Source organism: Streptomyces canus, assembly GCF_030816965.1.
Taxonomy (GTDB): Bacteria; Actinomycetota; Actinomycetes; order Streptomycetales; family Streptomycetaceae; genus Streptomyces; species Streptomyces canus_E.
In genome coordinates this window covers 484103-508757 of the sequence record NZ_JAUSYQ010000002.1, presented here as the reverse complement: position 1 = coordinate 508757, position 24655 = coordinate 484103, and the positions used below count along the sequence as shown (strand labels likewise).

At 72.1% G+C, this 24655-nt stretch carries 20 protein-coding genes and 1 pseudogene; 12 read left to right on the top strand and 9 right to left on the bottom strand.

The features are described from left to right. Positions 1-33 precede the first annotated feature (33 nt). The 4 genes and pseudogenes from QF027_RS03225 (at position 34) to QF027_RS03210 (ending at position 3940) form a co-directional block, all read left to right on the top strand. Positions 34-951: pseudogene (locus QF027_RS03225) on the top strand (MerR family transcriptional regulator). A 240-nt stretch (positions 952-1191) separates the two neighbouring features. Then, positions 1192-2724, top strand: coding sequence for a helix-turn-helix domain-containing protein (locus QF027_RS03220; RefSeq protein ID WP_307072483.1), 1533 nt, complete (start codon positions 1192-1194; stop codon positions 2722-2724). A gap of 252 nt (positions 2725-2976) precedes the next feature. Beyond that, the gene (locus QF027_RS03215) at positions 2977-3213 is read left to right on the top strand and encodes a hypothetical protein (protein WP_059209764.1); all 237 of its coding nucleotides are present in this window, start codon (positions 2977-2979) and stop codon (positions 3211-3213) included. 280 nt (positions 3214-3493) lie between these two features. Continuing rightward, positions 3494-3940 carry a hypothetical protein gene (locus tag QF027_RS03210; protein ID WP_306986220.1) on the top strand — a complete coding sequence of 149 codons (447 nt, stop codon included), beginning with the start codon at positions 3494-3496 and terminating at the stop codon, positions 3938-3940. Positions 3941-3976: 36 nt separating this feature from the next. Here the strand turns inward: QF027_RS03210 and QF027_RS03205 are convergent, their stop codons facing one another. Together QF027_RS03205 and QF027_RS03200 are read right to left on the bottom strand one after the other, a co-directional pair. Further along, on the bottom strand, positions 3977-4720 hold the full coding sequence (locus QF027_RS03205) for a CbtA family protein (protein WP_307072481.1): 744 nt from the start codon (positions 4718-4720) through the stop codon (positions 3977-3979). A gap of 16 nt (positions 4721-4736) precedes the next feature. Then, positions 4737-4955 carry a CbtB domain-containing protein gene (locus QF027_RS03200; protein WP_037712826.1) on the bottom strand — a complete coding sequence of 73 codons (219 nt, stop codon included), beginning with the start codon at positions 4953-4955 and terminating at the stop codon, positions 4737-4739. 251 nt (positions 4956-5206) lie between these two features. Here QF027_RS03200 and QF027_RS03195 point away from each other — a divergent pair, with 251 nt between their 5' ends. Further along, on the top strand, positions 5207-5788 hold the full coding sequence (locus QF027_RS03195; protein ID WP_307072478.1) for a histidine phosphatase family protein: 582 nt from the start codon (positions 5207-5209) through the stop codon (positions 5786-5788). On the opposite strand, the gene QF027_RS03190 is transcribed toward QF027_RS03195, so the two are convergent. Together QF027_RS03190 and QF027_RS03185 are read right to left on the bottom strand one after the other, a co-directional pair. After that, positions 5766-6860: a serine hydrolase domain-containing protein gene (locus QF027_RS03190; protein WP_307072476.1), complete on the bottom strand. Its 1095-nt coding sequence runs from the start codon at positions 6858-6860 to the stop codon at positions 5766-5768. The two genes, QF027_RS03195 and QF027_RS03190, sit on opposite strands and share 23 nt — an antisense overlap. A 66-nt stretch (positions 6861-6926) precedes the next feature. Further along, positions 6927-7811, bottom strand: coding sequence for an alpha/beta fold hydrolase (locus QF027_RS03185; RefSeq protein ID WP_307072474.1), 885 nt, complete (start codon positions 7809-7811; stop codon positions 6927-6929). 121 nt (positions 7812-7932) lie between these two features. Here QF027_RS03185 and QF027_RS03180 point away from each other — a divergent pair, with 121 nt between their 5' ends. Next, entirely contained in the window at positions 7933-9912 is a 1980-nt protein-coding gene (locus QF027_RS03180) for an AfsR/SARP family transcriptional regulator (protein WP_307072472.1), read from the top strand. 75 nt (positions 9913-9987) lie between these two features. Then, a complete protein-coding gene (locus tag QF027_RS03175; RefSeq protein ID WP_307072470.1) occupies positions 9988-12981 on the top strand; it encodes a glycosyl hydrolase in 2994 nt (997 codons plus the stop codon). 304 nt (positions 12982-13285) lie between these two features. Here QF027_RS03175 and QF027_RS03170 read toward each other — a convergent pair whose 3' ends face one another. Further along, positions 13286-13927 carry a methyltransferase domain-containing protein gene (locus QF027_RS03170; protein ID WP_307072468.1) on the bottom strand — a complete coding sequence of 214 codons (642 nt, stop codon included), beginning with the start codon at positions 13925-13927 and terminating at the stop codon, positions 13286-13288. Positions 13928-14025: 98 nt separating this feature from the next. On the opposite strand from QF027_RS03170, the gene QF027_RS03165 reads away from it, so the two are divergent. After that, entirely contained in the window at positions 14026-14478 is a 453-nt protein-coding gene (locus tag QF027_RS03165) for a flavodoxin family protein (protein WP_306986228.1), read from the top strand. Here QF027_RS03165 and QF027_RS03160 read toward each other — a convergent pair. Together QF027_RS03160 and QF027_RS03155 are read right to left on the bottom strand one after the other, a co-directional pair. Further along, positions 14475-15191, bottom strand: a complete 717-nt coding sequence (locus tag QF027_RS03160) for a response regulator (protein WP_307072466.1) — start codon at positions 15189-15191, stop codon at positions 14475-14477. The two genes, QF027_RS03165 and QF027_RS03160, sit on opposite strands and share 4 nt — an antisense overlap. A 123-nt stretch (positions 15192-15314) precedes the next feature. After that, positions 15315-16613 carry a sensor histidine kinase gene (locus QF027_RS03155; RefSeq protein WP_307072464.1) on the bottom strand — a complete coding sequence of 433 codons (1299 nt, stop codon included), beginning with the start codon at positions 16611-16613 and terminating at the stop codon, positions 15315-15317. A 218-nt stretch (positions 16614-16831) separates the two neighbouring features. Between QF027_RS03155 and QF027_RS03150 the strand changes: the two genes are divergently transcribed. After that, positions 16832-17524, top strand: coding sequence for an ABC transporter ATP-binding protein (locus tag QF027_RS03150; RefSeq protein WP_306986231.1), 693 nt, complete (start codon positions 16832-16834; stop codon positions 17522-17524). Then, positions 17521-19869, top strand: a complete 2349-nt coding sequence (locus tag QF027_RS03145; RefSeq protein ID WP_307072462.1) for an ABC transporter permease — start codon at positions 17521-17523, stop codon at positions 19867-19869. Before QF027_RS03150 ends, QF027_RS03145 begins: the two co-directional genes overlap by 4 nt. A gap of 3 nt (positions 19870-19872) precedes the next feature. Here the strand turns inward: QF027_RS03145 and QF027_RS03140 are convergent, their stop codons facing one another. Continuing rightward, entirely contained in the window at positions 19873-21042 is a 1170-nt protein-coding gene (locus tag QF027_RS03140; RefSeq protein WP_307072460.1) for an alanine--tRNA ligase-related protein, read from the bottom strand. Positions 21043-21251: 209 nt separating this feature from the next. Then, on the bottom strand, positions 21252-21623 hold the full coding sequence (locus QF027_RS03135) for an ANTAR domain-containing protein (protein ID WP_306986234.1): 372 nt from the start codon (positions 21621-21623) through the stop codon (positions 21252-21254). A gap of 210 nt (positions 21624-21833) precedes the next feature. Between QF027_RS03135 and QF027_RS03130 the strand changes: the two genes are divergently transcribed. Then, a complete protein-coding gene (locus QF027_RS03130) occupies positions 21834-22793 on the top strand; it encodes a helix-turn-helix transcriptional regulator (protein WP_307072457.1) in 960 nt (319 codons plus the stop codon). Positions 22794-22889: 96 nt separating this feature from the next. Further along, complete coding sequence (locus QF027_RS03125; RefSeq protein ID WP_307072455.1) at positions 22890-24602, top strand: hypothetical protein; 1713 nt, start codon at positions 22890-22892, stop codon at positions 24600-24602. Positions 24603-24655 lie beyond the last annotated feature (53 nt).

The window sequence follows — 24655 nt, the reverse complement described above, 5'->3', positions numbered from 1 at the left end:
GTCTCCCCCGGAGGGAGACCGCAGGATGAGGCCATGGACGACGGCGGAACCCTTTACTCGATCGGTGACCTTGCCCGGCAGACCGGGCTGACGGTGAAGACGATCCGTTTCTGGTCCGACCACGGCATCGTGACCCCCGCCGACCGCACCCCCGCCGGCTACCGCCGCTACGGCACCGAGGCCGTCGCCCGGCTCGCCTTCGTACGGACACTGCGCGAACTGGGCCTCGGCCTCGACGCGATCCGGTAGATCCTCGACCGTGAGCCGGCTCTGGACGAGGTCGCCGCACAGCACGCCGCGGCGCTGGACGCCCAGATCGCCGTCCTGCGGCTGAGGCGGGCGGTGCTGACCACCGTGGCGCGACGAAAGCCCACGCCCGAGGAGGCCCATCGCATGCACGAACTGGCCCGACTGCCCGAAACCGAACGCCGACGCCTGGTCGACGCCTTCCTCGACGCCGTGTTCGTGGCACCCGACAGCGAGGGGATCCGCAGCTCCATGACGCCGGAACTCCCCGACCGGCCCACGGAGGAACAACTGCAAGCCTGGGTCGAGCTGGCCGAACTCACCCTCGACCCGGACTTCCGGACCGGCCTTCGTCGCACCGTCGAGGCCCACCGCTCCGACGCCGCCACGCCGCCGCGCCCGGACGTCGTGGCCCTGGCCCGAGTACACGCGGAACCCGCTCTCGAATCGGGGATCGCGCCGGAGTCGCCCGAGGCCGATCCCCTCGTCACAGCACTCTGCGCACACTGCGCCCGCGCCCTGGACCGCTCCGACGACACCGCCCTGCACCGCCACCTGCTGAACCGCCTGGAAACCGCCCACGATCCGCACCGGGACCGGTACCTCGAACTACTCGCCGTCATCAACGCATGCCCCGCGCCGGGCCGCCTCTCCCCGGCCCTCGCCTGGTCCACGACCGCACTGCGCGCCCGGACGGCTCGGTGACACGGGCTGCGCCTCCGGCCTCCGCCGAGGCCGATCCGGTTCGTGCTGGGCCGCGGCTCCGGTCCTTGCCTGGTCCATGACCGCACGGTGCCGGGGCCGCTCTCCTCGCGCCCTTACCCGACGGGCACCTCCACGCACGTCTCCCACCTGACCGCGTCCGGCCGAGCTCCCGCCCGCCGCACGTGAGGTAACGTCCCGAGCGGTGTGCCATGCCGGGCGAGGGGCGAGGAGAAGGGTGACGTGGCAGGTCAGGAGGGTGGACTCGGTCGGAGCCGGGCGGCGGACGCCGGACCCCCGACATGGGCGCAGGAACTCCTCGACCATCTGCGGCCGACAGGACGTGATGTCCGCCGGATCGTCGCCTGGCTCGCAAAGACGCTGCACGGCTCGGCCTCGCTCCAGGACCACACCGGAACCCTCGTCGCCGGTACGCGCATACCGCTGGACGAGGGCCTGGTCGCCGACATCCTCGCCGGACGCATCGCCTCCGCGGCCTCGGCCGACGAGGACGGCCACCTGCGCCTGGTCAGGATCGAGCAGCCGAACCAGGCGTCCGCCGGAGTGCTCGCGGTGGCCCGCCCGGACCCCTTCGACCGGCACGCCTCCGACATCCTCACCCACACCGTCCAGGTCCTCGGACTTCTGCTGCTCGCCCGTGAGACGACCGCGGCCGGGCGGCGCCTGAAGCGGGCCACGTCCGATCTGCGCCTGGCCATCCTCCAGCTGCTCATGGTGGAGGACACCGTCTCCGCCCGTCGCGTCGCCGCGGGGCTCTGGCCCGGCCTGCTCGACACCGAGACGGCGCGCGTCTACGTGCTCGAGGGGGACGCCGCGGAACGGGAACGGCTCGTGGAGGAGTGCCTCGGCGTGACCGGCGACCGCGCACTCGTGGTGCGCTGTCCGGCCATGGACGAGCACGTGATCGTCGTGACCACCGCAGACGCGGCGGGCGAGGCCCTGCGCTCACTCGTCGACCGCACCCCCGGCACCCTGCTCGGCGGCAGCTCCCGGCAGAGCCTCGCCCGGACCGCCACCGCCTACGGGCAGGCGGTCAGCGCTCTCGCCGTGGCGCGGGTACGGCCGGACAAGGCGGCGGTGTACGCCGAGCGCAACCACCCCGAACGCCTGATGGACCCGGCCGCGCTGCGCGAGTGGACCGCCCGGCTGCTGCGCCCGCTCGACACCCTGCCGCACCACACCCGCGCCGAACTGCTCGCCACCACCCGGCTCGGACTGGAGTTCACCGCCGTGAGCGCGGCCAAGGTCCTCGGCGTCAGCCGCAACACCGTCCGCGCCCGTATGGAACGCGTCGAGTCCCTGCTGCGGACCGATTTCACCGACCTCACCGTCCGTGCGACCGTCCACCTGGCCCTGAGCACCCAGGTCAGCCTCGCAGACGGACAGAGTGATCACGGCGGCTCCACTCAGGCGCGCGCCCGGCTGGGTGACCTGCTGGCCGGACCCGCGCTGGGGACCTGGGCGCGGGAACTGCTGGGACGTCTGGACGGCGACGCCCGCGACCTGCGCCGCACGCTGCGCAGCTGGATCGCCGCGGGCGGCAACGCGGAGCGGGCCGCGCAGACACTGGCCGTCCACGCGCAGACCGTGCGCGAACACGTCCGCAGCGCCGAGCCGGTTCTCGAACGCCGGCTGATCGCCTCCGGCAGCGACCTCTACGAGGTCGTGCTGGCCCATCTGGCGACCGGCGAACTCGAACACCCCGTCCTGCTCCCGGACAATCCGGGCCCTCCGGACTCACCTGTGCACCGGTGAGCCCTGTGCCGCGCACAGCGGGCATCGACGCGATTCACAAGGGTACGCAGGTCACGTAAGTTCGACGCACCGCAGGGGGAACGACCGGAACGGGGGACCGGTCGCGCCCCCTGCGACGTGTTTCCGCGCGACTCCCGCCGGTCCTTGCCCACGCCGTCCACGCTGGTTCGGTTTTCGGGCACCGATGGGGACTGACCTGCGCACGACGGGTACTCGTCCCCTCCGGAACGACTACCGCTGGAGGAGGCCCGAATGACCAGCAGCACGGAGACCGGCGGCGCGACCGGCACGCCGGACAAGGACTACAACCTCATCTGGTATGTCGAGGCGTGCCTGAGCAACGCGCTGCGCCTGGAGAGCTACATCCAGGACGCGGAGCGTGACAAGGACACCGAGGTCGCCGACCTGTTCCGCAAGGCCCAGGCGGACAGCCGCAAGGGCGCCGAGATCGGCAAGGGGCTTCTGCGTGCCCGGCTGAACGGCGGCTGACCCGGTAGGTGCGGAGGGGTCGGACAGACGGGTGTCCGGCCCTTCCATCCTGCGCGGACATCGCGTTGCCGTCCGGAATCCTGTGGTCTCACGTGCCGGCTCCGCGGTGAGAACCTCTCCCAGGCCCGGGATCGCGTCCCGCGGGACGCCCGGGATCGGCCCGTCGCCGACATCGGCACGGCCCTCGGGCTCGAGCGAACGCACACAGGGACTGAACAGGCGTAACCGATCTTCCGTACCCCAGGGTGCAGCCGTACACCGACCGGATACGGAGAGGCTCGTGCCGCGACGAGGACGCAACCATCGGACCACCGTGTTACGGCTGGGCACCCTCGTCGGGAGCCTCGCGCTGGTCACGGCCTGCGGCGGAGGCGAGGACGACACCGCCAAGACGCCGCGGCCCTCGAGGAGTTCCGCCGCGCCGGCGGCCGGCATCGTGGCCGCGGCCAGGATCGAGGTGATCGCCGGACTGGCCGGCTGCAAGGCCGAGATCCGGATCGAGGCCGACGAACTGCGTGAGGGACTCTGCCACTCGGGGCAGGCCGACTACCGCATCACCACCTTCCCCGCGGAGAAGTACAAGGAGGCGTGGCTCGACGCGGCCAGTGTCTACGGCGGCACGTACCTCGTGGGCCCGCGCTGGGTGGTCAGCGCCAAGGCGGAGCACCTGGAACAGGCCAGGAACAAGCTCGGCGGGACCATACGGCAGCTGCAGGGCACGTCGTAGGTTCCGCCGGGCGCGCCCCCGGCAGAACCCACACCGTCAGGCGACCAGCGCCGAGACCTTGCCGCGAGCCCGTTCCGGCTCGAGGACCCGCTCCGCCAGGTAGCCGAAGAGCAGCCCGAATCCCGCCCACAGCACGGCCTGGACGCCGAGGGAGGCCAGGCGGAACTCCCACAGGTCGGTGGCCGGGAAACCCTTCGGGGAGTTGTCCCCGGCGGGCAGGGCGACCATCGCCACCGCCACCGCGGCGACGAAGGCCACGGCGGCCGCGGTCGAGGCGTTCCAGTTGCCCCAGGCCGGGGCCAGTCTGCGGCCCAGCAGGACCGTGCAGATCCCGAGGAGCACGCTCAGCGCGATCATCAGGACGAACAGGGCCGTGCGCTTGTCGATGGTGTCCGGGTCGCCCACCGCGGGCGGATTCGCCGGATACTTGAGGATCGGTACGAGATAGACGGTGAGGAAGCCGCCGAGCGCGGTCAGACCAGCGGTCGCCCGGGCTCCGAACCGGCCGATCCGGCCCAGCGCGAAGCAGAACGCCAGCGCCAGGATGCCGCCGATGGCGACCCCGAAGACGAGGACCCCGGTGGCGAGTCCGGCCGTCGACTGCACGGAACGGCTGACGAGTTCCTCGCCGTGCTCGTGGGAGCCGGCCTCCTCGAAGGCGATGGCCGCGTCCACCGGGCCCTCCCCGACCAGATAGGCGAAGACGAAGGCCAGGACGCCGGCGCCGAGCCCTGCGAGCATGCCGCGCACCAACAGGGTGCGTACGACTGTGGAGTTCATGGTGGTCCGCCCCGCCTCAGTGGCAGGGGAAGCCGAGCAGGTGGCGTGCGTCGTGCACCCACTCGTGGACGCCCTCGCCGGAGACGAGTGCGGTGGCGCCCTGTTCGGCGCCGACGAAGTACAGCAGGACGAGCATCAGGACGCCGAAGAAGACGGCCCAGGGGACGAGCGCCCGCACCGGCAGCGGGGTGATCGCAGGGGTGGTGGGCGTGGGGGCGGCAGTGGACTGCGCCATGGCGAGACCTCCTCGGGAACAACGCGTCCCGCATCGTGTGGAGCACTCGACGACGGCGTGGGGTCTGACTCACCACCACCTCGTCTGCCGAGGGGTGGCACACAGTGGCGCGACCGTGCCGGGCTTGCACCGGACTTCCGTGGCGCCGTCGTCCTTGTCGCCCCAGATGGTAGGGGCAATGCGGGCTCCGGCCAACATGGCGTACGCCACCTACGATGAACTGCCCCCGGAGACTCGACGAAAGGGCCCCCATGGCCGTCCGGCTCACCCTCCTGTGCGCCGCTGCCCGCACGGAACGCGCCGTACGCTTCGCCGACGGCCCTCTCGACGAGCGGGCACTGCGCCGGGCGGAGGCCGCCGCCGGAACCCTCCCCGAGGCCCGCACCGTCTACACGGCACCTTCTCGCCGCTGCACCGGGACGGCCGAGGCCCTTGGACGGGAGGCCGTCACCGCGCAACCGGCGCTGCGGGACCTCGACATGGGTTCCTGGTACGGCCGCACCCTCGACGAGATAGCGGCAACCGACGCCTCGGGACTGGTCAGTTGGCTCACCGATCCGGAGGCGGCACCGCACGGCGGGGAGAGCGTGGAGCAGATCTGCGACCGCGTCGCCGCCTGGCTGGACGCGCTGCCGTCCGACGCGGGACGTGTGCTTGCGGTGGTCGAACAGGCCGTGGCACGGGCCGCGGTGGTGCACGCGCTGGGGGCACCGCACCAGGCGTTCTGGAGAATCGACGTCCCCCCGCTGTCCACCGTCGGACTCACCGGGCGCGACGGCCGCTGGAATCTGCGGATGTCCGAGCTGCCGTTCAGTCCTCGCCCACCACGGTGAGGTCGTCCCCGAGGGCCGCGGCGATCCGCGCGGCCCGGACATGGTCGTCCAGCCGGCGGGTGAGATAGGCGCAGGCATGCCCGTGCCGCAGCGACCACCAGGCCGCGGACCCGCCGATCCCGCCCTTGGCGATCTTCCCCTTGTCGCGGACGAAGCCCAGCGTCCAGGTGAGCCGGGTGCCGAAGACCTCGTCGAAGCCGGTGACCTGGGCGGCGAGGAGCTCGGCGTGCAGGTCGGGGCCCAGGAGCCGGCGCACCGGCCCGTCCTCGCCGGTGAGACGCGAGAAGAACTCCGCCGTCGAACTCGCCGTCGTCTGGAGGTTGGTGGCCCCGAACACCGACTGCCGCCACGCCCGGGAGTTCGTCCGGGCCGTGTCCAGAACGCCGTCGGGTATCTCCAACCACGGCCTGGCATGCAGCTGTTCGGGCCAGTCGGGCCGCGCGTACTCGAGGTCGGCGACCCGCTCCAGCGAGTCGTCCGGCACGCCGAACCAGGCGTCCAGACCGAGCGCGGGCCGCACCACCTCGTGGAAGAGCTCCCCCAGAGTCGTCCCCGCGGCGGCCCGCAGGGCCCCGTCGACCAGATGGCCGTAGGTCAGGGCATGCTCCCCGAGGGATGTGCCGGGGACGTACTCCGGTGCCTCCTCCTCCAGGCTCTGCCGCAGCCCGGCGTCGTCCAGCGGGTCGAGAGCCGCGGCCGCGGCGGGGAAGCGGGGCTGGCCCGCCCGGTGGGTGAGCACCTGGCGCAGGGTGGTCCGCTCCTTGCCGTGGACTCCGTACGCCTTCCAGTGCGCGGCGATCGGCTCGTCCAGCGCCAGGGCGCCGTCGCGCACGGCCGCCAGCGCGGTGAGCGTGACGAAGGACTTGGACAGGGAGTACGGCATGACGAGGGTGTCGTCGCGCCACGGGCGGCTGCGCCCGGCGTCGGCCCAGCCGGCGTTCAGCCGCACCACTTCACGGCCGTCACGCCAGACGGAGACACCCGCCCCGGTCTCCAGACCCTCGTCCACCAACTGCTGTAAGACTTGGCGCACTTGGCCGTAACCGTCCGCGGTGAACCCTTCCACGTCCATGGTGTTCCTCCGTCCGTGTCGCCTGTCCCCGGACGATACGGGGGAGGGGTATATGGAGGCAACGGGTCACGCTCTTCGAAGAGTGAGTTCCCGAACGGCCTTCGCCACGTCCGCCGGTGCTTCCTCCGCCATGAAGTGGCCGCAGGTGACGGTCGTATGACGAAGGTCGTCGGCCCAGGCCGCCCACAGGGCGGTGGCGTCGTGGCCGAGCGCGGCTCCCCAGTCCTGCTGGAGCACGGTCACCGGCATGCCCAGCCGGTTCTCCGCGGCCCGGTCGGCCTCGTCGTGCTCGACGTCGATGCCCGCGGAGGCGCGGTAGTCGGCGACGATCGACGGCACCGCCTCGCGGCAGGCCCGCAGGTACTCGGCACGGACCTGGGCCGGGATCGCGTCGGGGCGGTTCGCCCACACGTCGAGGAAGTGGCCGAAGAACGCGTCCGCGCTCGCGGAGATCATCCGCTCGGCGAGACCGGGCGGCTGGGCCATGAGGTAGAGATGGAAGGCGACCGCGGCCGACGTGCCGTGCAGGGCGTCCCACATGTCGAGTGTCGGCAGGACGTCCAGACAGGCCAGGTGGGAGACCGCGTCCGGATGGTCGAGGCCTGCGCGGAAGGCGACCAGCGCGCCCCGGTCGTGCCCGGCCAGCGTGAACCGGGAGTGCCCCAGCCGGCGGGCGAGGGTGACGACGTCGTTCGCCATGGTCCGCTTGGAGTAGGTGCGGGGGCCGTCCTCGCGCGGCTTGTCGCTGCCGCCGTAGCCGCGCAGGTCGGGGCAGATCACGGTGTGGTCGGCCGCCAGGTCCGCCGCGACGTGGCGCCACATCAGGTGGGTCTGCGGGAAGCCGTGCAGCAGGACCACGGGTGTGCCGGTCCCTCCCACGGCCACCTGGAGGGACACGTCGTCGGCGACGGACACGCGCTGGTACTCGAATCCGGCGATGGTGGGTCTCACGGCGGGGCTCTCTTCGGTCGTACGGCGAGTGGGAGGCATCGGTGTCCGGGCCCGGGGCGCCGATGAACCCAGGATCCGGGGAGCGAATGAGCAACGAATGAACGCGTGTACGTTGAGGTACGTGCGTGTGGTCGAGTTCGGGGTCCTGGGGGCGGTGGCGGCCTGGGACGAGACCGGGGAGCCGATCGCCCTGAAGGGTCCGAGGCACCGTGCGGTGCTGGCCCGCCTCCTCATCGCCCGCCGCCGGGTCGTGCCCGTTCCCCGCCTGGTGGAGGACCTCTGGGAGGGGGACTCGCCGGCGGATGCCGTGGGCACCGTCCGGACCTTCGTCGCCGGGCTGAGGCGTGCTCTGGAACCCGAGCGTCCCCGCCGGACCCCGGCCCGCCTTCTCGTCACCGAAGGCCCCGGCTACGCGTTGCGCGCCGAACCCGCCCATGTCGACGCCCGCCGGTTCGAGGAGATGGTCGCCGCCGCTGCGGACCTTCCTCCCGTGCAGGCGGTGCCCCGGCTGACCGAGGCTCTCGAGCTGTGGCGCGGACCCGCCTACGCCGACTTCGCCGAGGAGCGCTGGGCGCGCGCGGAACGCTCCCGCCTCGCCGAGCTCCGGCTGACCGCCGTCGAGCGCCGGGCCGAGGGCCGGCTCGCCCTCGGTGCCGCGGCCGACGCGGCAGCGGACCTCGACGCCCATGTGGCCGAGCACCCCTGGCGGGAGGACGCCTGGCAGCTGCTCGCCCTCGCCCTGTACCGCTGCGGACGCCAGGCCGACGCCCTGTCCGTCCTGCGGCGTGCCCGACAGCTGCTGGGCGAGCACCTCGGTGTGGAGCCGGGCCCGCGGCTGAGCCGCACCGAGCAGGACATCCTGCGGCACGCCGACCACCTGGACCCGGGCCCCTCGGACCCGGCCGCGCAGGTCTGGGCGCAGGCCTCCGCGTCGTACGCGAGCATGGTCCCTGCGCGGGCACGCACCCGCCTGGAGTCGACCGCGGGGTTGATGCGCGATCTCGCCGTCACCGGGGGCGGCGGACTGGAAGCGGCCCGCAGGCACCGCGCGGCGGCCGTGGCGGCGGCGGAGCAGCTGGGCGATCCGGAGCTGACGGCGCGTGTCATCGGCGTCTACGACGTCCCCGCCGTCTGGACCCGTTCCGACGACCCCGCCCAGGCCGGCCGGCTGGTGGGTGCGGCGGAACGCACCCTGCTCCTCCTGCCGCCCGGCGCGTCCGAGGCGGCAAGGGCACGGCTCCTGGCCACCGTGGCGGTGGAGTCCCGCGGCACGCTCCTCGAGGGGGCGCGCGCCCTCCAGGCGGCCCATCGGGCCGTGGAGAGCGCACGCCGGCTCGAAGACGCCAGCCTGCTCGTCTTCGCCCTCAACGGCCTGTTCATGCAGACCTTCGAACGAGCCGGACTCGCTGCCCGGCGGGACGGGATCGGCGCGGAGATCACCGAAGTGGCCGCTCGGCACGGCCTGTTCACCTACGAGGTCCTCGGCCACCTGATCCGGCTCCAAGCGCACTGCGCCACCGCCTGCTTCACGGCGGCCGACCGACACGCGGCCGCCGCCGACGCCCTCGCCGAACGGCACGAACTGCCTCTCGTCGCCGTCTTCACCACGTGGTACCGCGCCCTGCGCACCGCGACGACAGAGCCCGCGCAGATCGGCGACTCCGCGTACCGGGCCGCCGCCACGTGCCTCGAGGGCGCCGGAATGCCTGGCCTGGAGCAGGGGTTGCTGCCGCTCGCCCTGCTGTGCCTGCGGCTGCACCACGGCCTCCCCGTCACCGCCGACCCGCACACCGACTGGGGCCCCTACGAGCCGTGGGTGCGCCCCCTGTTGCTGCTCGCCGAAGGGCGCGACCAGGACGCCGTACGCCTGCTGGCTTCCGTGCCTTCCCCGCCCGGGGACCTCCTGTACGAGGCCCTGTGGAGCCTCCTCGCCCGCGCGGCGATCCAGGTGGACGACCGTGTGCTGATGCGGCGTGCCCAGAGCGCGCTCGAACCCGCGAGGGGTGAACTCGCGGGCGCCGCAAGCGGCTTGCTCACCGCCGGTCCCGTCGCGGACCATCTGGACGCGCTCGCCGCGGCACTCGCACCGCACGCATCTTGACCTCGGCCGGAACGGCGGCTTAACGTTCCGGCGTTTGCCGGTGATTGAAACGATTCAATACTTTGGGGCGCCCCTATGCATGAAGCCAACCCGCAGCGCGACGGCATGTCCCGACGCGCGGTCCTGGCCGCCGGACTGACCGCGGGCGCCGCCCTGGCGCTCGGGGTGGGGGCCTCGTCGGCGGTGGCCGGGACGGAAGGCGCCGCCGACTGGTTCGCGGCCCCCGCCCGCTCCGTGCGGCCCCGGTTCCGCTGGTGGTGGCCGGACGGTCTCGTGGACCCGGACGAGATCGCCCGCGAGATCGACCAGATCGCGGACGCGGGCTTCGGCGGTGTGGAGATCGCCGCCGTCCACCACAGCATCAAGGACAAGTCGGTCCTGGACGCCGCACACCACGGCTGGGGGAGCGGGCCCTGGCGGGACGGCGTCGAGGCCGCGCTGCGCCGCGCGGCGAGACGGGGTCTCACCGTCGACCTCACCCTCGGTCCCAGCTGGCCCGTGGCCGTCCCCGGTCTCACGCCCGACGACGACGCCGCCGCCAAGGAACTCGCCCACGGCCGCGCCTCGTTGACCGGTGGGAGCACCTACCAGGGGCCCGTCCCGCCACCCGTCCACGCCACGGCCGCGGGGGTGACCCGTCAGCAGCTCCTCGCCGTACAGGCCGCCCGGGTCGAGCCCGCCCACTCGACCCGCAAGGAGACCGGACTCGACCCGGACAGCGTCCAGGACCTCACCGCGACCGTCACCGACGGCACGCTGACCTGGACCGCGCCCGGGGGCGGGGACTGGGTGCTCATCTCCTACTGGGTGCGTGGTTCGGGCCAGCAGCCCGAGTCCGGCCCCCACTCCGCCCCGGCCGCCTATGCCGTCGACCACTTCAGCCCGGCCGGCACCACCGCGGTCACCTCCTACTGGCAGGACCACCTGCTGACCCCCTCCGTGCGGCGCCTGTTGCGAGCCGCGGGCGGCTCCTTCTTCGAGGACTCCGTGGAGCTGGAGACCGACGGCCTGACCTGGACACCCCTGCTGCCCGAGGCCTTCGAGAAGCACACCGGACGGCCGCTGCTGCCGTACCTGCCCGCCCTCGTCCTGGACAACAGCAACCAGGTCTTCGCCTTCGAGGCCCAGTTCACCCGCCAGATCCGCCACGACTTCTGGGAGACCGTCTCCGGCCTCTTCAACCGCCACCACCTGACGGCCCTGCGGGACTGGGCGCACATCCTCGGCATGACCCTGCGCTCGCAGCCCTACGGCCTCCAGACGGACGCCATCGCCGCGGCCGCGATCCTCGACGTCCCCGAGGGCGAGTCCCTCGGCTTCAAGAACCTGGACGACTACCGCTGCCTGGCCGGCGGCCGGGACATGGCCGGACGGACCGTCCTGTCCTGCGAGGCGGGCGCCTACAACGGATCCGCGTACAGCACCACCTGGGACCGCTTCCTGCGCACCATGGGTGGCGCCTACGCGGCCGGCGTCAACCAGACCGTCGTGCACGGCTTCTCCTACGCCACCGCCCCCGGCGTCAACTGGCCGGGATTCGCCGCCTTCAGCCCGTACAACGGCACCGCCGGCTACGGCGAGTCGTGGGGCCCGCGCCAGCCCACCTGGCGGCACGTCCAGGACATCTCCGGATACCTGGGCCGCGTCCACCAGGTGCTGCAGACCGGTACCGCCAGAGCGGACGTCGCCGTGTTCCGGCAGACCGGCTACACCGCCACCGGAATCGGCGCCTCCTGGTTCACGGCGACCGGCGTCCCCCTCGGCTGGACCCACCAGTTCCTCAGCGGCCCCCTCCTCGACCTGCCCTCCGCCACCGTCTCGGACGGCCGGCTCGCCCCCGACGGCCCCGCCTACAAGGCCCTGTTCGTCGAGGGCGACTTCTTCTACGGCTCCACCCCCACGCTCGCCGTCGAGGACGCCCGCAAGATCCTCGCCCTGGCCGAGGCGGGACTCCCCGTGGTCCTGTTCGGAGCCTTCGACCAGGCGCTGACTCCCGGCGTCCCGGACCAGGGGGAGACGGACCGGCTGCGCGACATCCTCGCCCGGCTGCTCACGCTGCCCCACGTCATCCGGGTCACCGACAAGGCCGCGGTCGGCGACGCCCTCGCCGGGCTCGGGGTGAGCGCCGACGTACGGCACGCCACCGCGTCCACGCTCCTCAACGCCCACCGCGTCACCGCCGATGCGGACTTCTACTACCTCTGCAACGGCAAGCACGCCGAGACGGTCAAGCCGCCCGTGGCCGCGATCGACCACGACGTCACCCTGCGCCGCAGCCACGGCGGCAGGACGGTGCCGTATCTGCTCGATCCCTGGACGGGCGAGGCGGTCCGGATCGCGCGCTACACCGAGGACGGGGCCGACATCACCCTGCGGGTCACGCTCCAGCCGGGGCAGACGATGATCGTCGCCCTGGGACGGCCGGGGCTGTTCGGCGACCGCCATGGCACCAGTGCGCACGCCGAGGCGACCGACGCCGACGCGGTGCTGTTCACCGACCGAGGGCTGACCCTGCGTGCCCGCACCGCCGGTACCTGGACCACACGCCTGTCCCAGGGCCGTACCGCCACCACCAGGACCCCCGCCGTGCCCGCGCCGATCACACCGGCCCGCTGGGAACTGGACGTCGAGGACTGGTACCCGGGCTCGGACGCCACCCGCACCGAACACGTCCGGCACAGCCTCACGCTCGACCCGCTGCGGCCCTGGTCGCAGATCCCCGAACTGGCCGACTCCGCGGGCATCGGCCGGTACCGCACCACGGTCACCCTGCCGGCCGACTGGACGTCGTCCCACGGCGCCGAGTTGGAGCTGGGGCAGATCAGCGACACCTTCCGGGTGAGCGTCAACGGCAGGCGCCTGCCCGCGGCCGACCGGCTCCACCCCGTCGTCGACCTCGGCCCCTTCCTGCGGCGCGGTGAGAACACGCTCGAGATAGAGGTGGCGACCCCGCTCATCAACCGGCTCAGGGTCGCGCAGCCCACGGTGTTCGGCGGGGTCGCCCGCCAGGACCACGGTCTGGTGGGGCCGGTGAGACTGGTTCCGTATGTGCAGGCGGCCGTGCGCTGACCGACGAAGGGCGCCCCCTTCCTGTGCCGGGCGCGCCCCGGGAGCGGATGGCGTGGAGACGAGTCGGCGCCACGCCGTCGCTGTCGGTTGTCCGGTGTACCGGGGCCGTCGACGGCCGGATCCCCCTACGCGCCGTCGTCGTCCTGGCCGGTGTGAGGGAGGCCTCGGCGGCGACAACGGGCCCACAGGCGCTCGGTGTCGGGCCGGAGGCGTGCCTGGGGGAGACGACGGCGGACAGGCTCGCGGCCACGGCCACGGCCGTCGGCGGAAGACGGCGGAGGAGTCACAGCCCTGATCACTGCGTTCAATGTGCTCGCGCAGGAAGCCCGCAGTACAGGAACAGATGCGGTTCGGTGGCGCCTTCGGGATGGTCCGGGGTGAACTCCACTGCCTCCTCGTGCTGCACGGCCAGACCCGCGTCGCGCACTACGGTCACCACGTCCTCCGCGGCGAAACTCGTGGCCCGGACAGGCTGTCCCATGAACTCGACCGCCAGGTCCTCCACGTCCGCGGGCACGGTGGCAAGCACGAGGCTCCCGCCCGGCCGCAGGGCCCGCGCCAACCGCCCCAGCACCTCCGACTGCTCCGCGCGAGTCATCTGGAGCAGCGAGAAGTACACGCACACCGCGTCGAACGAGTCCTTCTCCAACGGCAGTTCGCGGATGTCCGCCTGGCGGAACACGGCCTGCGGCACCTGCCGGGCGGCGAGGTCGACCATGACGGGCGAGACGTCCACTCCCAGCACCTCGTGGCCCGCTGCCACCAGCGTCGACGCCGTGGGGCGGCCGGTTCCGCTGCCGACGTCCAGGATCCGGCTCCCGGGGCCGAGCCTCCCGAGCAGCCACTCCAGGGACGCCAGGTGAGCCTCGGAACGCGCGAACGCCTTCTCGTACGTCAGCCCCAGCGCGTCGAAGACCGCTGCTGCCCGTTGCCCTTTGTCCGCCACGACCTGCTCCCCCCTCGCGGTGTCCGGGCATCGTAGCCCGGCAGTGCCCGACCACGGCACGGCTTGCGGACGAAAGCCGAGGCGGGCAGGGTTCGACCGTGGCCACCCTGCTGATCGTGCATCACACGCCCTCGCCCAACTGCCAGGCGATGTTCGAAGCCGTCGTCTCCGGTGCGACGGCGCCGGAGATCGAGGACGTCCGTGTCGTGCGCCGCGCGGCCCTGTCCGCCACGGCCTCGGACGTGCTGGAGGCGGACGGCTACCTGCTGGGCACCCCGGCCAACCTCGGGTACATGTCCGGAGCCCTCAAGCACTTCTTCGACCAGGTCTACTACCCCTGCCTCGACGAGACGCGCGGCCGCCCGTTCGGCGTCTACGTGCACGGCGGCAACGACGTCACCGGAGCCCTGCGCGGCATCGAGTCGATCACGACGGGTCTCGGCTGGCGCAGCGCGGCCGAACCGGTGACCGTCACCGGCGAACCGGCCAAGGCCGACATCGAGGCGTGCTGGGAACTGGGGGCGACGGTCGCGGCAGGACTGATGTCCTAGGGGCCGCGGAGGGCACCTTCCGCGGTGCCGCCCGGTGTGATCAGCCCGCTCTCGTAGGCGAGGACCACCGCCTGGACACGGTCGCGCAGCTCCAGCTTCGACAGGATCCGGCCGATGTGCGTCTTCACCGTCGTCGGACTGAGGAACAGCCGCTCCGCGAGCTCGGCGTTGCTGAGCCCCGTCGCCAGCAGCCGCAACACCTCCAGCTCACGTGGTGTCAGTCCGGACAGCTCCCGGTGCGGGCCGGCCGAGGGGGCGGCCTCCTCACGCCGGGCGAAGCGCTCGATCAGACGGCGCGTGATCGTGGGCGCCAGCAGGGCGTCGCCGGACCGCACCAGCCGTATGGCGGCCACCAGATGCTCGGGCGTGACGTCCTTGAGGAGGAAGCCACTGGCCCCGGCGGTGAGCGCGGCGTAGACGTAGTGGTCGAGGTCGTACGTGGTCAGGATGATCACCCGGATCTCGCCCGCGGTGTCGTCGGCGAGGATCCGCCGGGTGGCCTCGATGCCGTCCATGCCCGGCATCCGGATGTCCATGAGGACGACGTCGGGGCGCGTGCGCCGGACCGCGGCGACCGCCTCCGCCCCGTCCGCCGCCTCCGCCGTCACCTCGATGCCGTCCGCGGTCAGGATCATCCCGAACCCCGTCCGTACGAGGGCCTGGTCGTCGGCGATGACGGCCCGCAGCCTGTCGCCGTTCACGTCGTCGGCCAACGCAGTCACCCCTCGCCCATGCCGTTCACGTCGTCGGCCAACGCAGTCACCCCTTGCCCATGCCGTTCGCCGAAGCCACCCCGCGCCACCGCTGCCAGAGCCGCCCCGTGGAACCGTGGACGCTCATCCTGTCCGCCACGGCACCTCCGCCCTGATCCGGAAGCCCCCGGCGAGGGTCGGGCCGGCCGTCAGTTCGCCGCCGTAGACCGCGAGGCGCTCCCGCAGACCGATCAGCCCGCGGCCGTTCCCGTCCGCGGGCACCCCGTCGCGCACTCCGCCGGTGTCCATGACCTCGATCTCCAACCGGTCACCGGACCAGCCGACCGTGACGACGGCCTCGGCGCCGGGCGCGTGCTTGATGGTGTTGGTCAGCGCCTCCTGGACCACGCGGTACGCCGTGAGGTCCACGCCGGGCGGCAGTGGTTCCGGGGGCAGCGAGACCGCGACGCCGACCGGTGTCCCGGCGGCCCGCACCCGGTCGATCAGCGCGTCCAACTGCCCGAGACCCGGCTGCGGTTCGAGGCCGTCGGCGGGGGAGTCCGGGCGGCCGGTGTCCGGCGCGGCCAACAGGCCCATCACATGCCGGAGTTCGGCCATCGCGGCCCGGCCCCCGGCCTCGACCGCGAGCAGCGCCTCCTTGGACCGCTCCGGGGCCGCGTCCATGACCTTGCGCGCGGCGCCCGCCTGGATGACCATCACGCTCACATTGTGGGTCACGACGTCGTGCAACTCGGCGGCGATCCGGGCCCGTTCCTCCTCCACGGCCCTGCGCGTCGTCTCCTCGTGGGCTCGCTCCAGTGCCGTGAACCGGTCGCGGCTGGCCGCAAGCCGCCGTCGCCCGGACCGGACCACGGTGGCCAGCACCCCGGCGACCAGCAGCACCACCCCGGGACTCGACCAGCCGGGCAGCACCGGCTGCGTCGACCGGAAGGCCACGCCGGCGAGGACGGCGGCGACGACAAGGCCGGCCATGGCTCCCGCCCGGTGCCGGCTGTGCATCACCGCGCTGTAGGTGCCGATGACGCAGGTCAGCACGTTGATCCAGGAGGCGTCGTCGCCGATGGCCAGCCCCGCGCAGAGCACCACGGCGAACACGGTCAGCGGAAACCGCCGCCGTGCCGCGAGCGGCAGTGCCGACAGCATGATCAGTCCCCACGGCGGTGAGGAGACCGGCGGCTCGATCCGCCCGCCCGGAAGAACGGGAGGCCGGGGCGGAACCGGCACCCCGTACTCCATCTTCGACACCTGTACCGGTCCGTCACCGGGATAACGCGACGCCACCACCAGCGCGACCACCGTCAGCAGCACGGCCAGCAGCACGTCGAAGCACACCGACCGCCGTGACAGCCCAGCGCCCTTCGCCTCCGGCCGCAGCGCGACACGCACCTGCCGACGCCATCCCCGCAGGTACTCCGTCTCCATGCGGTCATTGTCGCGGTCCCCGGGCCCGTGCCGCGTCCGTCTGCACGACCAGCGTCCCCTCCGCCGGGCGTACTTCGCAGGGATGACCCCGCCTGCGCGTCCTCCGCACGGAGGGCCGCATCTCGGTGCTCCGGCCGACGCGCCCGCGACCCGTCCTTCCATACCTTCGCCAGGCCGACAAGGACACGACCCGACGACCGACAGGACGGGCACCTCCCATGACCGCAGTGATCGAACTGAAGGGCGTGGCCAAGCGCTACGACAACGCCGGCGCACCCGCGCTCGGACCGCTCGACCTCTCCGTCGCTCAGGGTGAGGCCCTCGCCGTGACCGGCCCCTCCGGCAGCGGCAAGTCCACGCTGCTGAACCTCGTCGCAGGGCTCGACAAGCCGACCGAGGGCACCGTGACCGTCGCCGGGCAGCAGGTCGACCGGCTCGGCGAGCACGCCCTGGCCCGGTTCCGCCGTGAACGGATCGGCATGGTCTTCCAGTTCTTCAACCTCCTCGACGACCTCACCGTCCTCGACAACATCCAGCTTCCCGCCCAGCTCACGGGAAGCTCACGGCGCAAGACGGAGGGCCGGGCGAACGAGCTCATGGAGGTCCTGGGCATCCAGAAGCACGCCCGCGCCTACCCGGGCCGCCTCTCCGGCGGCGAACGCCAACGGGTCGCCGTCGCCCGGGCGTTGGTGAACCGGCCCGCACTGCTGCTCGCCGACGAACCGACCGGCGCCCTCGACAGCGTCTCGGGCCAGGACGTCCGGGACCTGCTGGTCGACCTGCACCGCGGCGGCCAGACCATCGTGCTCGTCACCCACGACCCGGCCCTGGCCGAGGCCTGCGCGAGCCGCACCGTCCACCTCGTCGACGGCCATGTCGCCCTCGACTCCCGCGCGGAGGCCGTGCGATGACCGGACCGCTCATCCGCGTCGTCCGCTCCGGAGTGGGCCGGCGCCGCGTGCAGACCGTCGTCATCGCGATCGCCACGATGATGGCCGTGGCGGCGGCGGTGGTCGCGGGTTCCCTCATGGTCGTCTCCAACGCGCCCTTCGACCACGCCTTCGCCGCGCAGCAGGGCGCCCACCTCACCGCCGAGTTCGACCCGGCGAAGGTCACCGCCGAACAGCTCGGGGCCACCGGGCAGCTGGACGAAGTCACCGCGAGCGCGGGGCCGTACCCCTCCACGGTCGTCGAGGCGACGGACTCGTCCGGCCGCCGGCCCCCGGCCATGACCCTGGTCGGACGCACCGGTCCGCACGCGGCCGTCGACGACCTGGACCTCACGTCCGGACGGTGGGCGAGGAAACCGGGCGAGATCGTGCTGAGCTCCTCCTACCAGGGGCCCGCCTTCAAGCTGGGCGACACTCTGACAGCCTCCGACACGACTCTCACGGTCGTCGGTTTCGCCACCTCGGCCAGCAAGACCGCCGACCTGTGGGCGACTCCCGCGCAAGTCAGGGCCCTTGCCTCCGAGGAACACCCCGTCACCAGCCAGATGCTCTACCGCTTCGCCTCGGCGGGCTCGAAGGGCGACATCGCCGCCGGCCGCAAGAAGCTCCTCGCCGCCGTCCCGGCCGGTGCGCTCCTCGGCACCCAGTCGTACCTCGACACCAAGCGCGCCGCCGACCGGGGCGCCGCCCCGACCATCCCGTTCCTGGTCGCCTTCGGGGTCCTCGGCATCGTCATGTCGGTGATCATCGTCGGCAGCGTCATCAGCGGCGCGGTCGGCACCAGCCTGCGCAGGATCGGCATCCTCAAGGCCATCGGCTTCACCCCACGCGAAGTCGTCGGCGCCTACGTGGCCCAGGCGATCATCCCGGCAACCGCGGGCATCGCGCTCGGAGTGGTCCTCGGCAATCTCCTGGCCGTGCCGCTCCTCGACGACACCGAGCAGGCGTACGGCACCGCCACCCTGTCCGTCGCCTGGTGGGTGGACGTGGTGGTCCCCGCGGGCGCCCTGCTGGTCGTCGGGATCGCGGCCTTCGTCCCCGCGCTGCGGGCCGGGCGGCTGCGCACGGTCGAGGCCATCGCGGTGGGCCGGGCCCCGCGCACCGGGCGCGGCCAGTGGGCGCACCGCGCGGCGGGACGGCTGCCGCTGCCCAGGGCGGTGACCTACGGTCTCGCCAGTCCGTTCGCGCATCCGGTCCGCACGCTCGCGATGCTGCTCGCCGTGGCGTTCGGCACGATCGCGGCGACCTTCGCCGTCGGGCTCACCTCCTCCCTGAACGAGGTCAGTTCCATACAGGACCCCGAGAGCCGTTCCGCGGTGACCGTCTTCACCGGCGGTCCGTCCGTCGCGGGCGGCGAGCACGTCCCCGCTCCGGGCACTGCGGAGCCCGAGCCGGCCGACCCGGCACAGGTGAGCGTCGCCATCAAGGCGCAGTCGGGCACCGCCTCGTACTACGGCATGAGCGGGCAGGACGCCACGGTGGCCGGGGTCTCCGGAACCGTCCGGGCGACCCTCTACCAGGGCGACTCCACTCGTGGCGCCTACGCCATGATCTCCGGGCACTGGCTCACCGGCGCGGGCCAGGTCGTCGTGCCCGGACAGTTCCTGGAGACCACCGGTACCGAGATCGGCGACACCGTACGCGTGACCGTCGGGAAGGAGACGGTCGTCCTGCGGATCGTCGGAGAGGCCTTCGGCACCTCGGACGACGTGCTGGAGATCCATGCGAACTCCGCCGACTTTCCCGCGACCAGGCCCCAGGTGTTCCTCGTCGACGTGAAACCGGGCGTCTCCGCGGTCGCGTACGCCGAGAAACTCGCCGCGCGGATCGAGCCCCTCGGCGCCGACGCCCGGGCCAACGCGCCGTCCGAGCAGGACAACTTCGTGCTCATCCTGAACACGATGGCCGCACTCCTCACCCTGATGCTCGTGTCCGTCGCAGGACTCGGCGTCCTCAACTCCGTGGTTCTGGACACCCGGGAGCGCGTCCACGACCTGGGCGTGTGCAAGGCGCTCGGCATGTCACCCCGGCAGACCGTGAGCCTCGTCCTCGCCTCGGTGGCCGGCATCGGCGTGATCGGCGGTCTCGTCGGTGTCCCCGCCGGATACGCCCTGCACGGATTCGTGCTCCCGGTGATGGGACACGCGGCCGGCACCGATCTGCCCAGGTCCGTCCTTGACGTCTACGACACCCCGCAGCTGATCCTGCTGGGCCTGGCCGGTCTCGTCATCGCCCTGCTGGGCGCGATGCTCCCGGCGGGCTGGGCGGCCAGGGCCCGTACGGCGACGGCTCTGCGCACGGAGTAGCCGTCACCCTTCCCGGCACAGGCTGAGAACCAGGTCGCGGGGCAGGCCGTGAGTGTCGTGCAGGTACTCGTAGTCCTCCTCGCTCAGCGGCCCCCGGTACCGCGGCCCGGACAGCAGACGCCGACCGCGTTCCAGCAGCCTGTCGAACCGGCGTTCCTCCTCCAGCAGCACGTCACGGACGAGCCCTGTCCCGCAGCTCGTACGGAAGTGGTCCAGCGTGTGCTGGAGGAGCTCCACCGGCAGGTCGGAGAGGGTGCGGGACGGGTCGTTGCGCCGCAGGGTGGTGAGCAGGCGGCGGACGACGCGGCGCAGGACGTAACCGCGGCCGGTGTTGGACGGCCGTACCCCGTCGCCGATCACGACGACACCGGAGCGCAGATGGTCGCAGACCAGACGCAGCGACGGCTCGTCGAGCCCCCACAGGGGAGGCAGCAGTCGCATCCACGGCTCGAACAGGTCGGTGTCGTAGACCGAGTCATGGCCCTGCAGGATGGTGACCAGGCGCTCCAGCCCCATGCCGGTGTCGACGCTCGGACGATCGAGGGGCCGGAGAGAGCCGTCCTCGAGGCGGCGGTACCGCATGAATACGTGGTTCCAGATCTCCACCCACCGCGGGTCCGTGGTGGGGGTGCCCTGGGGCGGGGTGCCGCCGGTCCACACGAAGATCTCCGAGTCGGGGCCGCACGGGCCGACGGGCCCGTTGGACCACCAGTTGTCCTCCCGGGTGAGTTCCACGGGCACCCCCGACTTCTGCCAGGTGCGCAGCGATTCGAGATCGGGGCCCACCTGCTCGTCACCGCCGAAGACCGTGACGTGGAGTCTCTCCCGGGGGATGCCGAACCCGTCACGGAGCAGCTCGTAGCCCCAGCGCAGGCTCTGCGAGTGGCCGTAGTCGCCGAGCGACCACGAGCCGAGCATCTCGAACACCGTCAGGTGGGTGGAGTCGCCGATCTCGTCGAGATCGGTGGTGCGCAGACAGCGCTGCACATTGACGAGGCGGCTGCCCCGGGGATGGGGGCGGCCCTCCAGATGAGGCGTGAGCGGATGCATGCCCGAGGTGGTGAACAGCACCGGGTCCCCGGGCGGTGGCAGCAGTGTGCTGCCCGTGATCAGGTGGTGTCCGCGCTCGCGGTAGAAGTCGGTGAAGACGCGTACGGTCCGGTCCGTGTCCATGGCAGTGGTCCTTCGGTCTCGTGGGACCGGAAACGACCGCGGGAACAGACGGCGACCAGAGGTCCTGCACCGGCGGTCCGTTTCCGGCCGCCGGGGGAGTGGGGAGGTCAGGCGTCGGCAGCCGGCGAGCTGGTCGCTCGCGCGGCTGCGGTGTGGGTACCGCTGCTGATCTCCATACGGTCAACGGTACGCACAGGCGCCCCGGCTCGTCACTCGGATTTCCCGGAGGGGGCCCTGCGGTAGCGCCTGCACCGCTGTTCCTGCCGTATCAGCGACCGGCCTCCGTGCGCCGCGTGCGCCTCGGTCAGGGCGATGCGCAGTGCGGGGTGGATCTCCGCCGGCAGGCTGCCGAGGTCGGGCCAGCGCACGACGTGCTGGGCGATGTCACGCAGCTTGGTGTTGGTGCGCTGGGACACGGTCTTGAGGACCTCCCACCCCTGGTCGGGACGGAGACCGCTGAGGGCGAGGACGACACCGATCGCCTGGTCGACGACGGCGTGAGAGACAAGGGCCTGCCGGAGCTGGGCGATTTCCTCCTCAAGTTCTTCGATCTTGTCGGCCGGCTCTTCGCGTTGCGTCATGCAGTCCTGTCGCCCTCTCCCTCTGTTGCCCGGCGACTTCGCAGCCACCGCCCGTCCAGCCTGGACGGATGGGCCCGTCCGCGACGAGTCACCGGACGCACACCTTGTGACCTGGCAGGACAGAAAACGAAACGCGGTCGCGAAGCATCGTGACATTCGCGGGTATGTGCGAAAGAGGAGCCGAGCCGAGAGCAGGAGGACCTCGCTGCGATGGAGACGCTGACATTCGACAGCGACGACCTGGACCGTACTGAGGACTTCCTCAGTCATGCCTACGCGAAGATGCGGATCGGCAGCGGTACCTCGGACAGCGGTCGTGCCCGGATCCACCGCACTGCCATCGACTCGGTCAGCGTCGACGAACTCGAACTCGACTTCGACATGAGCTACGCCGTCACCCCGCTGGGCCGGATCTGCCTGTGCGTCGTCCACGAGGGCACCATCGAGGACCACGTCTACCAGGGTGTCTCGGACTCCTTCGGCCCCGGTGACGTGGTGTCCTTCGCCCCTCCGGAACTGTCCTACGCGGGCCGTGTCCACGCGGCCCGCTACAACATCACCATGCTGGACCCGGAACTGCTCACCCAGGTCGCGGGGGCCACGGGCGGACGGCGCCCGGAACCGGTCCGGCTGACCGGACACCGGCCGCACACCCCCGCCGCGGGCGACCGGCTGCGGTCGACCATCCGCTATGTGCAGGACCACGTGCTGTCGGATCCCGCGGTCGCCGACCAGCCGCTCGTCGCCTCCACCGCCGCCCAGCACCTCGCCGCGACCGTCCTGGCCACGTTCCCCCACACGGCCTCCGCCGACCCCACCGGCTGCGAGCGCCAGGACGCCCACCCCGCCGCCCTGCGCCGCGCCCTCGCCCACATCGACGACCACGCCGACCAGCCCCTCACGGCCGCCCAGATCGCGGAGGCGGCCCACATCAGCGTCCGCGCGCTGCAGTACGCCTTCCGCCGGCACCTGGACACCACGCCGCTCGCGTACGTCCGGCAGGTCCGCCTGTCCCACGCGCATGACGAGCTGGGGGCCGCCGACCCCGGGGACGGAGCCACGGTCAGCGACATCGCCGCCCGCTGGGGCTTCTACCACCCGGGCCGCTTCGCCACCCTCTACCGGCACTCCTACGACCGCTCACCGCGCCGTACCCTGCACGACGGCTGACGTCTCCTCTGCGGTGGGTGACAAAGCGTCCACCGAGACCTGCGTTCTTGTGAGCAACCGCCGAGAGCCGTGCCCGCGCAGTTCTACGGTCCCAGCATGGAAACGAGTCGCAGCAGAGGAAGAACCCCGAGGACGCTGGGTGCCGCGGCGCTGGCGGTGCTGCTGACCACCGGGGCGTTCACCCCGTCGGCGTCCGCGGACAGCGCGAGAACCGAGACACCCGTCGGGACGAGCGGGGGTGTGACCGAGACCGTCGTACGCGTGAAGGCTCCCCTGCCGGCGTCCTTCGGGGCCCGTCCGGCGGCGTGCGACTGGCTGTCGTATCTGCGCTACCGGTCCTCGTCGGGGCCTGCGTCATCAGCCGACGCCGACCGGGTCCTCGTCGCCCAACCGGGCATCCTGGAGGGCGCCGGAGCCTTCGACAGCGTCGCCCGCAACACCGTGACCCGCGCCGCCGAGCAGGGCCGGCACATCGAGTTCTGGGCCCTGGACCGGCGCTCCAACTGCCTCGAGGACCGCACCGGAATCGCCTCCGGAAACCAGCACACCGCCGTCGACTACTACTACCGCGGCAAACAGGTCCAGGGCCGCACCTTCGCCGGGTTCGTCGGCAACGACAAGCTCGGATGGATGGCGAAGCTCGGCATCGAGCAGACCGTACGCGACGAATACGACCTGCTGGCCGCCGAGTTGCCCGACCAGGGGGTCCGCAAGGACAAGGTGCTGTGCGGCGGCCACTCGCTCGGCGGTGTCATCACCGGGTACTTCGCCGCCGCCGACTTCGACGGCAACCCCGCCACCACCGCCGACGCCGGACACAACCAGTGCGCCGGCTACTTCGCCCTCGACACCACCGTCTCCACCTCGCTCGCCGACCTGAGCGGCAGCATCCCGGACGACACCAACCTGCCGGACGTCGGCCTCGGTTACGGCGTCGTCCAGGCCGGACTCGACAGCGGACTGCTCCCGCGCTCGCTGTCCGCGCCCGTCCTGCTCAACCCCGAGACCATGACCCTGCTCGCCATCGCGGGCGTGGGTGCCCTGCAGGATCCGGGCGGCGAGGCCGACCTGCCGAGTTACCTGCCCGCCAACACCAACATCGAGGCCACCAACCGCTTCCTGTTCTCCAAGGACACCGCCACCTTCCTCACCGGCTCACCCGCGGTGAAGGACTTCCGGCTCACCAACGAGGCGATCCTCGGTTCGCTGATGGACGACCAGTCCGTCCCGCTCGCGTTCCTCCAGAGCAGCGTGGGCTTCTTCGACGGCGGGCCCATCACCGACAAGAACTTCCCCGCGGCCAACGGGAGTTCGTCGCAGCCTGGCCTCTTCGGCACCGAGTACAAGGCCATTCCCGCCGAGCCGCACGGTCCGCTCTACACCTGGCGCAACTACGACCGTGTCGGCGACCCGGACGACCCCGGTCACCGGTCGTCGGACGGGACGCCGTTCACCGCGGCGGGCAAGGAGGTCACCGACATCCAGGAGCTGGCGCGCAGCATGGCCGCGCAGCCGCTGGACTTCACCGAGCAGTACTTCCCGACCAAACTCGTCACCGACATCGAACTGGCCACCTCCCCGCAGGTGAAGCGGCTCGTCGTGCACCCCGACGGGCTCACCGCCAACCCGACGCTCACGGTCCTCGCGGGCGACGGACTGCTCGCCGGCCGGGTCCCCGCCGACCTGCACCCCGTGGTCGCGGACGGCTACCAGCACCTCGATGTGCTGACCGCGGCGCCGGTACAGAACAACGGCCGGCCCGAGCCGGTGTCCACCGCCCTCACGGAATTCGCCCGCACACCCCGATAGCCCGACGGCATGCGAAGGGCCCGGGAGGAACTCCTCCCGGGCCCTTCTTCATG